We start from the raw sequence: 11,636 nt of genomic DNA, 5'->3' as shown, positions 1-11,636 counted from the left end.
TTGTAGCTTGCTTTCTTGCAGCACGAACCTTTGGAAGATCGCGATCAGCATCCGCGCGATCGCGTCCGCGTCGAGATCGCGCCGGATGAGGCCATCATGCTGGCCGCGTTCGACTGCGCCAAATCAGGGCGCGCGGTATCTGGATGCCTTCGACGACGTCGGTGCGGCCGCGGCGGTTGCGCAGGGCTTCGGCAGTGCGCCGGCGGCAGCGACGCCGCAGCCCCGGATTGCGCGGCTAGAACAGCCGTCCGCCGTTCGGCACCGGCTGGCTCGGCTGCACCAGCACGACCTTGCCGTCGGCGTCGGGGAAGCCGAGCGTCAGCACCTCCGAGATGACAGGTCCGATCTGGCGCGGCGGGAAATTGACGACGGCCGCGACCTGTTGTCCTACCAACGTCTCGATCGGATGGTTTTCGGTGATCTGGGCCGAGCTCTTGCGCACGCCGATGGCGGGCCCGAAGTCGATCCATAGCCGAAACGCCGGCTTGCGCGCCTCGGGAAACGGCTTGGCGTCGACGATGGTGCCGACGCGGATATCGACGGCGAGGAAGCTGTTGAAGTCGATGGTCGGCGTGGCGGCGGCTGCGGGATCGTGGGTGACGTGCATGGGGATGTCCGTTCGGCGAGGTGGCGTCGTTCGCAATATTGTCGCGCGGAGCGGAGTTTCGTACAACGCCGCGTCCATCACGATGCGTCATGCGCGAGGAACGTCTTGCCCAACATCATCTACGGCATCAAGAACTGCGACACCATGAAGAAGGCGCGCGCCTGGCTCGACAGCCATGGCGTGCCTTACGCGTTTCACGACTACAAGGCGGCGGGCGTGGAGAAGGACAAGCTCAAGCAGTGGAGCGACAAGGTCGGCTGGGAGACGCTGCTCAATCGCGCCGGGACGACGTTCAAGAAGCTTCCCGATGCCGACAAGGAGGGTCTCTCCGAGACGAAGGCGCTGGCCTTGATGCTAGCGCAACCATCGATGATCAAGCGACCGGTGCTGGAAATCGGCGGCAAGCTGCTGGTCGGGTTCAAGCCGGACATCTATGCCAAGGAAGTCGGCGCCAAGTCGCGCTGACGCCAAAGCGCGATGAGAATGTCATCGCGCGTTCCGCGTCTTAGTTCAGGTCTTAGTTCAGCTCGATGATCTCGTTGGCGACGCCGGGATCCGGCTGGTCCGCGAACTCGACCAGTTCGGCCGTCGCGATGCGGCCGGGCGCACGATGGAAGAGCTCACGATCGATCAGGGCGCGCAGTTTCGGACGCGGCAGCGCGTCATTTCCGCGCATCAGATTCTTGATCTCGAAGCCGCCGTCCTCGCAGAAGGTCTTGACCGATGCGATGACGTGACAGACCTTGCCGTCGGTCTGGAAAGGCAGCAGCAGCCGTTCATAGGCGACGATGCGCCCATAGATGTCGTCGACGTCGGCAACGCTGTAGACCGGCAGCCCGCGCGCCACGCATTCGAGATAGATCGGCATCACGAGCGGCGCGAGTCGCGGCCCGAGATACTCCTCGAGCAGAACGCCCTTGCCGGTATGTCCATAGGCGCGCGAGATGCGCGTGTTTTCGCTCTGGATGATCAGGCGCGGCGCCGGCGTCGACGTATCCACCGTATAATAGATGAGATCGGACAGCTCCTCCTCGAGCCGCGCGGGCTGATACTCCCAGACCGCCGGCGCGATCTGCTCGCGCGCATAGAGTCGCAGCCACGTGTTCAGGAGATCACGCTGCCTGATCGACTTGACGACGGAAGGAGCGGCGCTGGCGAAATCCAAGACAATATTCCAGACCATCAAGAACCCGCGCACGATCCCATGTGCGGGAAAATTATTGATGAAGGCTGGCGCACGGAACGAAAGACCGTTAACGACGGCTTGACGACCGGTGTCTTGCGAACCGGGAGGCCGGGCAGGCACGACATCACGCACCTCCGACTAAGGGAGCATCTGTATCCCAGCCGGAGACCTGATCTGCTCAGCTTTCCGCCTTGCCTAACCCCCGTCACCTCCGGCATATTCCGCGCCCGGAGGCGGCGTTCCGGATGGGCTATAAGGACAGGCTCCAAGGCCACCGGAAAGCCGAAGCAACAAGGATAGCCACGCAGCTAGCGCGCGGGCAGGGGGAAATCTGTTTGGCCGATGAGTTCATTCTCGAAACGGAAGGCTTGACCAAGGAGTTCGCGGGCTTCTTCGCTGTCCGCGACGTTGCGCTCAAGGTTCGCCGTGGGAGCATTCACGCGTTGATCGGCCCGAATGGGGCCGGCAAGACGACCTGCTTCAATCTTCTGACCAAGTTCCTCAAACCGTCTGCCGGAAAAATCCTGTACAAGGGGCAGGACATCACCGCGATGGCGCCGGCCGACGTGGCTCGCCTGGGGCTTGTTCGTTCGTTCCAGATATCGGCGGTATTTCCGCATCTCACCGCGCAGGAGAACGTCCGTGTCGCGCTTCAGCGCCAGCACGGCTCTTCGTTCGATTTCTGGCGCTCCAAATCGGTCCTCAACCGCTTCAACGACCGCGCCCGCGAGCTCCTCAACGATGTCGGTCTCAGCGAGTTTGCCAACACGCCCGCGGTCGAGATGCCCTATGGCCGCAAGCGTGCACTCGAAATTGCAACCACGCTCGCGCTCGACCCGGAGATGATGCTGCTGGACGAGCCGATGGCCGGCATGGGCCACGAGGACATCGACAAGATCGCGGCGCTGATCAAGCGCATCTCCGCGAAATATACCATTCTGATGGTCGAGCATAATCTGAGCGTCGTGGCCAACCTCTCCGACATCATCACCGTGTTGACGCGCGGGCAGGTGCTCGCGCAAGGTCATTACAGCGAGCTCACCAAGGACGAGCGCGTCAAGGAAGCATATTTGGGAGCCGGGCATGCCTGACACTGCGATGGCCGAGGCTCCGGCCAAGGTTGCGACCGGCGGAAACATCCTTCAAGTCCGCAACCTCGAAGCCTGGTACGGCGAGTCCCACATCCTGCACGGGATCAACTTCGACGTGAACGCGGGCGAGGTCGTCACCCTGCTCGGGCGCAACGGCGCCGGCAAGACGACCACGCTGAAGTCGATCATGGGCATCATCGGCAAGCGTACCGGCTCGGTGAAGTTCAACAACCAGGAGATCATCCGCGCGAGCTCCGACAAGATCGCGCGCATGGGCATCGCGTTCTGCCCGGAAGAGCGGGGCATATTCGCCAGTCTCGACGTGCGCGAGAACTTGATGCTGCCGCCGGTGGTCCGTGAAGGCGGATTGCCGCTCGAACAGATATTCGAGCTGTTTCCGAACCTGAAGGAGCGGCTCAACAGCCAGGGCACCAAGCTGTCCGGCGGCGAGCAGCAGATGCTCGCGATCGCGCGCATCCTGCGCACCGGCGCGAGCTTCCTGATGCTGGACGAGCCGACCGAAGGCCTTGCGCCCGTCATCATCCAGCAGATCGGCCACACCATTGCGCGGCTCAAGAAGGAGGGCTTCACGATCCTCCTGGTCGAGCAGAATTTCCGCTTCGCCTCCACGGTCGCCGACCGCTATTACGTGGTCGAGCATGGCAAGATCATTGACGGATTTTCCAATGCCGAGCTTGCCGCCAACATGGACAAGCTCCACACCTATCTCGGCGTGTAGCTGTGCAGGCCGGACCATCGAGAGTAGCTATTAAAGCCATACTGGGGAGCGGATCATGAAGCACGGCATTTCGGCAATGTTGCTCGGCACAGCCCTGGCCTTCGGTTCGGCAGGTGCCGCGGTCGCGCAGGACAAGAACATCAAGATCGGCGTGCTGACCGACAATTCGGGACTCTATGCCGACCTCGGCGGTCCCGGCTCGACCGTCGCCGCGCAGATGGCGATCGAGGATTCCGGCCTCGCGGCCAAGGGCTGGAAGCTCGACCTGATCTCCGCGGACCATCAGAACAAGCCCGACATCGGCTCCACGATCGCCCGGCAATGGATCGACGTCGAGAAGGTCGACATCTTCATGGATGTCCTCAACTCCGGCGTTGCGCTGGCGGTCAACAATGTCGTCAAGGAGAAGAATTCCATCCTGATCGACACCGGCGCAGCGACGTCGGATCTCACCAACGCGCAGTGCTCGCCGAACACGGTCCACTGGGTCTATGACACCTACATGCTGGCCAACAGCACGGGGCAGGCGCTGGTGAAGTCGGGCGGCGACACTTGGTACTTCCTGACCGCGGACTACGCCTTCGGCCATGCCCTCGAGCGCGACACTGCCGCGGTCGTGCTGAAATCGGGCGGCAAGGTGATCGGCAACGTCAAGCATCCCCTCAATACCGCCGACTTCTCGTCGTTCCTGCTTCAAGCGCAAGCGTCCAAAGCCAAGATCATCGGCATGGCGAATGCCGGCGGCGACACCACCAACACGATCAAGCAGGCGGCGGAGTTCGGCATCGTCTCCGGCGGCCAGAAGCTTGCGGGCCTGCTGCTCTTCATCACCGACGTGCACGCGCTCGGCCTGAAGGTGGCGCAGGGCCTGAACTTCACCGAGACCTTCTATTGGGACATGAACGACGGGACGCGCGCGTTCTCCAAGCGCTTCTCCGAGCGCATGAAGAACAAGGCGATGCCTTCGATGGTGCAGGCCGGCGTCTATTCGGGCCTGCTGCACTATTTCAAGGCGCTGGAGGCCATGGGTGGCAATCCGCATGACGGCGCCAAGGTCGTCGCCAAGATGAAGGAGATGCCGACGGACGACGCGCTGTTCGGCAAGGGCACGATCCGCGCCGACGGCCGCAAGCTGCATCCGGCCTATCTCTTCGAGGTGAAGAAGCCCGAGGAATCCAAGGGGCCGTGGGACTATTACAAGCTGATCGGCACGACCCCCGGCGAGCAGGCTTTCCGGCCGCTGTCGGAAAGCGCCTGTCCGCTGGTGAAGAAGTGAGTTGGCCGCGCCCGCGGGCGCGGCAGAATGAATTGGCATAACGCGACCGGGTACGAGATTGATCGATGCAGGCTCTTTACGCTCAGCTACTGGTGGGACTGATCAACGGCTCGTTCTACGCGCTGCTCAGTCTCGGGCTTGCCGTGATCTTCGGCATGCTCAACATCATCAATTTCGCCCATGGCGCGCTCTACATGATGGGCGCCTTCGTCGCCTATTTCCTGCTGAACCTCGGCGGCATCAATTATTGGTGGGCGCTGCTGCTTGCGCCCATCATCGTCGGCATCTTCGGCATGATCCTCGAGCGGACCATGCTGCAATGGCTGACCGGGCTCGATCATCTCTACGGCCTGCTCCTGACCTTCGGCATCGCGCTGATCGTGCAGGGCGTGTTCCAAAACTATTTCGGCTCGTCCGGCCTGCCTTACGCCATTCCGGACCAGCTCAAGGGCGGCATGAATCTCGGCTTCATGTTCCTGCCGATCTATCGCGGCTGGGTGGTCGTGTTCTCGCTGGTCGTGTGCCTTGCGACCTGGTTCCTGATCGAGAAGACCCAACTCGGCGCATATTTGCGCGCCGCCACTGAAAATCCGACCCTGGTGCGCGCGTTCGGCATCAACGTGCCGCGCATGATCACGCTCACTTACGGTCTCGGCGTGGGCCTCGCCGCGCTCGCCGGCGTGCTCTCGGCGCCGATCAACCAGGTGCGGCCGCTGATGGGCGCCGACCTCATCATCGTCGTGTTCGCAGTGGTCGTGATCGGCGGCATGGGATCGATCATGGGCTCCATCATCACCGGCTTCGCGCTCGGGGTGATCGAGGGTCTGACCAAATATTTCTACCCCGAGGCCTCCAACACCGTCGTGTTCGTGCTGATGGTGCTGGTGCTCTTGGTGAAGCCAACGGGATTGACGGGAAGGGCGGCCTGATATGACAACCCTGACGGACGACACGCTGCCGGTGACCCCTCGCGCGATGCGCGACGAGATGATCGTTTTCGTGGTGATGGCGCTGCTGCTCGCGACGGTGCCGTTCACGGGCGTCTACCCGTTCTTCGTCATGCAGGCGCTGTGCTTTGCGCTGCTCGCCTGTGCCTTCAACCTCTTGATCGGCTATGGCGGCCTGCTGTCGTTCGGCCACGCGATGTTCCTGGGCACCGCCGGCTATTGCAGCGCGCATGCGCTGAAAGTGTGGGCCTTGCCGCCCGAGCTCGGCATCCTCGTCGGCATCGCCGCGGCGTTCGCGCTCTCGCTCATCACCGGCTACATCTCGATCCGCCGCCAGGGCATCTACTTCTCGATGATCACGCTGGCGCTGTCGCAGCTCTTGTACTTCATCTACCTCCAGGCCCCGTTCACCCACGGTGAGGACGGCATCCAGGGCATTCCGCAGGGACACATGTTCGGCATCTTCGATCTGTCGAAGCCGACGGTGCTGTATTACGTCGTGCTGGCCGGGTTTCTCGCCGGCTTCCTCCTGATCTTCCGCATCATCAACTCGCCGTTCGGCGAGGTGCTGAAGGCGATCCGCGAGAACGAGCCGCGGGCGATCTCGCTCGGCTACCGGACCGACCAGTACAAGTTCCTGGCCTTCGTGCTTTCAGGCACGCTGGCCGGTTTTGCCGGTGCGCTGAAAGTGTTCGTGGCGCAGAACGCCTCGCTCACCGATGTCCATTGGTCGATGTCCGGCGAGGTCGTGCTGATGACGCTGGTCGGCGGCCTCGGCACCATCTTCGGCCCCGTGGTCGGCGCCTTCGTCATCATCGCCATGCAGCAATATCTGGCGGGTTTCGGCCAATGGGTGACGGTGATCCAGGGCGCGATCTTCGTGGTCTGCGTGCTCACCTTCCGCCGCGGCGTCGTCGGTGAAATCGCGCATTACTTCCGCAGATCACTCTAAGTAATTGATTTAAGGTCAATTTACTTGCCGCGTGAAAGCGGTGGATGATCCGGCTCCGCGGGCGTGAGATGACACGCACGCGGCGCGAAAATGGTTTATGACAGTTCGATGACGGCCCCTCGGGCCGGGCCATTTTCCAACCGGTAGCCACTCCCCATGATGCGATGGTTTCGTGCTTTCCTGCCCAAGGAAGAACGGTTCTTCGACCTGTTCGACCGACATGCCCAGACGGTGATCCAGGGCTCGATCGCGCTCCAGGGCATGCTCAACGGGGGCGAGGAGACGCCGGTCTATTGCCAGCGCGTCAACCAGTTCGAGAACGACGCCGACAACATCACCCGCGAGGTGCTGACGGCGGTGCGCCGCACCTTCATCACACCGTTCGACCGCGGCGACATCAAGAACCTGATCACCTCGCTGGACGACGCCATCGACCAGATGCAGCAGACCGCCAAGGCCGTGATGCTGTTCGAGGTCCGCACTTTCGAGCCGCCGATGCGTGAGATCGGCGGGCTTCTGATCGAATGCGCCAATCTGGTCGGCCGTGCACTGCCGCTGATGCAATCGATCGGCCCGAACGTGGCCATGCTCACCGCGATCACGGAAGAGCTGGGCAAGCTGGAGGGCCGCGTCGACGATCTCCACGACATCGGGCTGAAGGAGCTGTTCCTCAAGCACCGCGACGGCAATGCGATGGACTTCATCGTCGGCGTCGAGATCTACGACCACCTTGAGAAGGTGGCCGACCGTTTCGACGACGTCGCGAACGAGATCAACAGCATCGTCATCGAGCAGGTGTAGCGCATGATCCGGAAAAGTGTGCAGCGGTTTTCCGCTCAGATCATGCGCAAGCTTTAGTAGGGCCTTGCCGTGGATGCAGCGTTGGGTCTTCCCATCCTGGTCGGCTTGATCGCCGTCGCGCTGCTGTTCGACTTCCTGAACGGCCTGCACGACGCCGCCAATTCGATCGCCACCATCGTCTCCACCCGCGTGCTGCGGCCGCAATTCGCGGTGTTCTGGGCCGCGTTCTTCAACTTCATCGCCTTCATGGTGTTCGGGCTGCACGTCGCCCAGACCATTGGCACCGGCATCATCGATCCCGCGATCGTCGATCCCCAGGTGATCTTCGCCGCGCTGGTCGGCGCCATCGTCTGGAACCTGGTGACCTGGGCGCTCGGCATCCCGTCCTCGTCCTCGCACGCGCTGATCGGCGGGCTCGTCGGCGGCGGTATGGCCAAGGCCGGGATCTCGGCTGCGGTGTGGACTGGATTGTCCAAGACGGTGCTGGCGATCGTGCTGTCGCCGCTGGTCGGCTTCCTGCTCGCGATGATGCTGGTGGCGATCGTGTCCTGGGCCTCGGTGCGCTCGACGCCATTCGCGGTCGATCGCGCCTTCCGCATCCTGCAGTTCGCCTCCGCCTCGCTTTATTCGCTCGGCCATGGCGGCAACGACGCGCAGAAGACCATGGGCATCATCGCCGTGCTGCTGTATTCGCAGGGCCATCTCGGCAGCGACTTCTCCGTGCCGTTCTGGGTGGTGCTGTCGTGCCAGGCGGCGATGGCGCTGGGCACCTTGATGGGCGGCTGGCGCATCGTCCGCACCATGGGCCTGCGCATCACCAAGCTGACGCCGATGCAGGGCTTCTGCGCCGAGACGGGCGGCGCGGCGACCCTTTTCATGGCGACCTTCCTCGGAGTCCCGGTCTCGACCACGCACACCATCACCGGCGCCATCGTCGGCGTCGGCGCGGCCCGTCGCGTCTCGGCGGTGCGCTGGAACGTGGCAAGCTCGATCGTCTATGCCTGGGTGATCACGATTCCGGCGTCGGGCATCGTCGCGGCGCTGACCTGGTGGGCGGTCCAGCTCTTCGTCAAGTGACGAGCTTCAGCCCGACGATCCCGGCGACGATCAGGCCGATGCTGGCAAGCCGCAGCGCCGTGGCCGGCTCCCCGAACAGGACGATGCCCAGCGTCGCGGTGCCGACCGCGCCGATCCCGGTCCACACCGCATAGGCGGTTCCCACCGGCAGCGATTTGAGCGCGAGGCCGAGCAGGACGACGCTGCCGGCCATGGCCGCCAGCGTGACGACGGACGGAACAAGCCTGGTAAAACCCTCGGTGTATTTCAGGCCGATCGCCCAGGTGATCTCGAGAAGCCCGGCGACGAACAGGATGCTCCAGGCCATGACGACCCTCCATTCAGGCAGGGTCGTCCCCGCGGCTGAGGTGCTGAGAAACGGAAGGCCGTCCTTCCCGAAAGGCGATATGGGGCTGGCCGAATGGCTCTGCAATCACCAAATGAGGCTTGATCAGGCCCGTTTTCCCTGCCACACGCTCCCGCCATGTCCGACATCGCCATCACCACAGCCGAATCGCCGGCCCGTTCCCCGCTTGCCGCTGAAGTGGCGCGGCGGCGCACCTTTGCGATCATCTCGCATCCCGACGCCGGCAAGACCACGCTGACCGAGAAGCTGCTGCTGTTCGGCGGCGCCATCAATCTCGCCGGCCAGGTCAAGGCCAAGGGCGAGCGGCGCAACACCCGCTCCGACTGGATGAAGATCGAGCGCGAGCGCGGCATCTCGGTCGTGACCTCGGTGATGACCTTCGAGTTCGAGGGCCTCGTCTTCAACCTGCTGGATACGCCGGGCCACGAGGACTTTTCGGAAGACACCTATCGCACGCTCACCGCGGTCGATTCCGCCGTCATGGTGATCGACGCCGCCAAGGGCATCGAGGCGCGCACCCGCAAGCTGTTCGAGGTGTGCCGCCTGCGCGACATCCCGATCATCACCTTCATCAACAAGATGGACCGCGAGAGCCGCGACGTGTTCGAGCTGCTCGACGAGATCGAGAAGACGCTGGCGCTCGATACCACGCCGATGACCTGGCCGGTCGGCCGCGGCCGCGACTTCCTCGGCACCTACGACGTCGTCAATGGCGGCGTGCGCCTGCTCGAAGGCGGCGGCGCCAAGACCGGTGCGGCGCAGCAGATCGCAATCGAGGAGCTCGCCAAGCTCAACGCCAATCTCGACGTCGCTGCCGTGAAGGACGAGCTCGAGCTCGTCACGGCGGCATCAAAGCCGTTCGAGCTCGAGGCGTTCCGCGAAGGCCATCTGACGCCGGTCTATTTCGGCAGCGCGCTGCGCAATTTCGGCGTCGGCGACCTCCTGGAAGGCCTCGGCAAGTTCGCGCCCTCGCCGCGCGCGCAGGACAGCGACCAGCGCAGGGTCGAGGCCACCGATCCGCGCATGAGCGCCTTCGTGTTCAAGATCCAGGCCAACATGGATCCGAACCACCGTGACCGCATCGCGTTCGCGCGCCTCTGCTCCGGCAAGCTCAGCCGCGGCATGAAGGCCAAGCTGGTGCGCACCGGCAAGAGCATGCCGCTGTCGAGCCCGCAATTCTTCTTCGCCCAGGACCGCTCGGTCGCGGACGAAGCCTTCGCCGGCGACGTCGTCGGCATTCCCAATCACGGCACGCTGCGCATCGGCGACACCCTGACCGAGGGCGAGGATTTCAACTTCGTCGGCGTGCCGAGCTTCGCGCCGGAAATCGTCCGCCGGGTGCGGCTCACCGACGCGATGAAGGCCAAGAAGCTGAAGGAAGCGCTGCAGCAGATGTCGGAAGAGGGCGTCGTGCAGGTGTTCCGCCCGCGCGACGGCGCGCCGGCATTGGTCGGCGTCGTCGGCGCCCTGCAGCTCGACGTGCTGAAGGCGCGGCTCGAGGCGGAATATTCATTGCCCGTCGAGTTCGAGGTCAGCGAATTTCAGCTGGCGCGCTGGGTCTCCTCGCAGGACCGCAAGAAGCTCGATGCCTTCATCGCCGCCAACACCTCCAGTATCGCCGACGACGTCGACGGCGATCCGGTGTATCTCGCCCGGAACGAGTTCTATCTCGGCTACACCAAGGAGCGCGCCGAGGGCATCGAGTTCACCAACGTCAAAGACGTCAAGAAGAAGGGGTAGCGGGGCGCGTTGTGGCCCCGCGGTTAGCTACACACTGTCATTCCCCGCGAAGGCGGGGAATCCAGTACTCCGCAGCCCATCGATTCGATCATTGTCGTCACGGCGTACTGGGTCGCCCGGTCCTCGTGCGCAATTGCGCACTGGCCGGGCGACGACGCCGGAGCTGAACGCGAGCATGTGAACGCGTGTCGGCTTGACGTGTTCATTCCCGATGCCACGTTCGCGTGATGTGGCGCAGCATTCCCGTCATCATCCTGCTGACGATCTCCACGGCTGCCACCGACGCGCGGCCGCGCCAGATCAATCCGATTCCGTTTGCGCATGAGCCATGCGGCGTGCTCGACAACAGGCCTTGCACGCCGTCTTATTGCAGCCCGCTGGAGCCGGGCCCCTGCATCCCCGAGATCGATTACCCCTACGGCCAGAATCTCCAGCTCACCATCCAGAGCGTTCCATCGGAGGCGGACCGCGCCAAATATCAAAAGCCCGATCACGACCTCGATACGATCGGCGACCTCTTCGCCGCGTTGCGCAGCTGCTGGTCGCCGCCATCGGACAATGCGCGCGCGGGCATGCAGATGTCGGTGCGCTTCAGCTTCAACAGGGACGGCGGCCTGATCGGCCCGCCGCGTCTCACATATGCGACGCCCGGGGTGCCCGCACAGACCCGAACCACCTATCTCAACGCCATCAATTCATCGCTGAAAGCCTGCTTGCCGCTGAAATTCACCGGCGGTCTCGGCGGCGCGCTGGCAGGCCGGCCCATCGCCATCCGCTACGTCGACAATCGCGAGTCCGACAAGTAGCGCATCAGTTGCGACGGGCGACCGATCGATGTTACCTGAGAGGTGGGGGCGTTGGCTAAAGGGGAGGA

13 protein-coding genes are annotated in these 11,636 nt (G+C 63.5%); 10 read left to right on the top strand and 3 right to left on the bottom strand.

Going from position 1 to position 11,636, the window contains the following annotated elements; all coding sequences use genetic code 11:
* Positions 1 to 235: 235 nt before the first annotated feature.
* A complete protein-coding gene (locus K410_RS0122050) occupies positions 236 to 607 on the bottom strand; it encodes a tRNA-binding protein (RefSeq protein WP_028136888.1) in 372 nt (123 codons plus the stop codon).
* A gap of 105 nt (positions 608 to 712) precedes the next feature.
* On the opposite strand from K410_RS0122050, the gene K410_RS0122045 reads away from it, so the two are divergent.
* Positions 713 to 1,072: an ArsC family reductase gene (locus K410_RS0122045; protein WP_028136887.1), complete on the top strand. Its 360-nt coding sequence runs from the start codon at positions 713 to 715 to the stop codon at positions 1,070 to 1,072.
* Positions 1,073 to 1,124: 52 nt separating this feature from the next.
* Here the strand turns inward: K410_RS0122045 and K410_RS0122040 are convergent, their stop codons facing one another.
* Positions 1,125 to 1,790: a hypothetical protein gene (locus tag K410_RS0122040; RefSeq protein ID WP_049820158.1), complete on the bottom strand. Its 666-nt coding sequence runs from the start codon at positions 1,788 to 1,790 to the stop codon at positions 1,125 to 1,127.
* A 338-nt stretch (positions 1,791 to 2,128) separates the two neighbouring features.
* Here K410_RS0122040 and K410_RS0122035 point away from each other — a divergent pair, with 338 nt between their 5' ends.
* From K410_RS0122035 to K410_RS0122005, 7 genes are all read left to right on the top strand, one after another.
* A complete protein-coding gene (locus K410_RS0122035) occupies positions 2,129 to 2,884 on the top strand; it encodes an ABC transporter ATP-binding protein (RefSeq protein WP_028136885.1) in 756 nt (251 codons plus the stop codon).
* Positions 2,877 to 3,623, top strand: a complete 747-nt coding sequence (locus K410_RS0122030; protein WP_028136884.1) for an ABC transporter ATP-binding protein — start codon at positions 2,877 to 2,879, stop codon at positions 3,621 to 3,623. Before K410_RS0122035 ends, K410_RS0122030 begins: the two co-directional genes overlap by 8 nt.
* Before the next feature lie 55 nt (positions 3,624 to 3,678).
* A complete protein-coding gene (locus tag K410_RS0122025; protein ID WP_028136883.1) occupies positions 3,679 to 4,899 on the top strand; it encodes an ABC transporter substrate-binding protein in 1,221 nt (406 codons plus the stop codon).
* Between the two features lie 65 nt (positions 4,900 to 4,964).
* Complete coding sequence (locus tag K410_RS0122020; protein WP_008551982.1) at positions 4,965 to 5,828, top strand: branched-chain amino acid ABC transporter permease; 864 nt, start codon at positions 4,965 to 4,967, stop codon at positions 5,826 to 5,828.
* A gap of 1 nt (position 5,829) precedes the next feature.
* Positions 5,830 to 6,798, top strand: coding sequence for a branched-chain amino acid ABC transporter permease (locus K410_RS0122015; RefSeq protein ID WP_028136882.1), 969 nt, complete (start codon positions 5,830 to 5,832; stop codon positions 6,796 to 6,798).
* Between the two features lie 156 nt (positions 6,799 to 6,954).
* On the top strand, positions 6,955 to 7,599 hold the full coding sequence (locus K410_RS0122010) for a DUF47 domain-containing protein (RefSeq protein WP_028136881.1): 645 nt from the start codon (positions 6,955 to 6,957) through the stop codon (positions 7,597 to 7,599).
* Positions 7,600 to 7,668: 69 nt separating this feature from the next.
* Positions 7,669 to 8,676 (top strand): inorganic phosphate transporter, encoded by a 1,008-nt coding sequence (locus K410_RS0122005; protein WP_028136880.1) that lies wholly within the window; start codon positions 7,669 to 7,671, stop codon positions 8,674 to 8,676.
* On the opposite strand, the gene sugE is transcribed toward K410_RS0122005, so the two are convergent.
* Positions 8,669 to 8,983: a quaternary ammonium compound efflux SMR transporter SugE gene (sugE, locus tag K410_RS0122000; protein WP_028136879.1), complete on the bottom strand. Its 315-nt coding sequence runs from the start codon at positions 8,981 to 8,983 to the stop codon at positions 8,669 to 8,671. The two genes, K410_RS0122005 and sugE, sit on opposite strands and share 8 nt — an antisense overlap.
* Before the next feature lie 156 nt (positions 8,984 to 9,139).
* On the opposite strand from sugE, the gene K410_RS0121995 reads away from it, so the two are divergent.
* Both K410_RS0121995 and K410_RS0121990 read left to right on the top strand, forming a co-directional pair.
* Positions 9,140 to 10,762 carry a peptide chain release factor 3 gene (locus tag K410_RS0121995; protein WP_028136878.1) on the top strand — a complete coding sequence of 541 codons (1,623 nt, stop codon included), beginning with the start codon at positions 9,140 to 9,142 and terminating at the stop codon, positions 10,760 to 10,762.
* Positions 10,763 to 10,989: 227 nt separating this feature from the next.
* Entirely contained in the window at positions 10,990 to 11,568 is a 579-nt protein-coding gene (locus K410_RS0121990; RefSeq protein WP_028136877.1) for a UCP034077 family protein, read from the top strand.
* Positions 11,569 to 11,636 lie beyond the last annotated feature (68 nt).

Source organism: Bradyrhizobium sp. 22, assembly GCF_000482425.1.
Lineage (GTDB): Bacteria > Pseudomonadota > Alphaproteobacteria > Rhizobiales > Xanthobacteraceae > Bradyrhizobium > Bradyrhizobium japonicum_B.
This window is presented reverse-complemented; position numbering and strand designations above follow the sequence as displayed.

Coding starts and splice junctions, on each gene's coding strand:
- K410_RS0122050 (WP_028136888.1), bottom strand. CDS start 607: ATGCACGTCACCCACGATCCCGCAGCCGCCGCCACGCCGACCATCGAC.
- K410_RS0122040 (WP_049820158.1), bottom strand. CDS start 1,790: ATGGTCTGGAATATTGTCTTGGATTTCGCCAGCGCCGCTCCTTCCGTC.
- K410_RS0122030 (WP_028136884.1), top strand. CDS start 2,877: ATGCCTGACACTGCGATGGCCGAGGCTCCGGCCAAGGTTGCGACCGGC.
- K410_RS0122025 (WP_028136883.1), top strand. CDS start 3,679: ATGAAGCACGGCATTTCGGCAATGTTGCTCGGCACAGCCCTGGCCTTC.
- K410_RS0122020 (WP_008551982.1), top strand. CDS start 4,965: ATGCAGGCTCTTTACGCTCAGCTACTGGTGGGACTGATCAACGGCTCG.
- K410_RS0122015 (WP_028136882.1), top strand. CDS start 5,830: ATGACAACCCTGACGGACGACACGCTGCCGGTGACCCCTCGCGCGATG.
- K410_RS0122010 (WP_028136881.1), top strand. CDS start 6,955: ATGATGCGATGGTTTCGTGCTTTCCTGCCCAAGGAAGAACGGTTCTTC.
- sugE (WP_028136879.1), bottom strand. CDS start 8,983: ATGGCCTGGAGCATCCTGTTCGTCGCCGGGCTTCTCGAGATCACCTGG.
- K410_RS0121995 (WP_028136878.1), top strand. CDS start 9,140: ATGTCCGACATCGCCATCACCACAGCCGAATCGCCGGCCCGTTCCCCG.
- K410_RS0121990 (WP_028136877.1), top strand. CDS start 10,990: ATGTGGCGCAGCATTCCCGTCATCATCCTGCTGACGATCTCCACGGCT.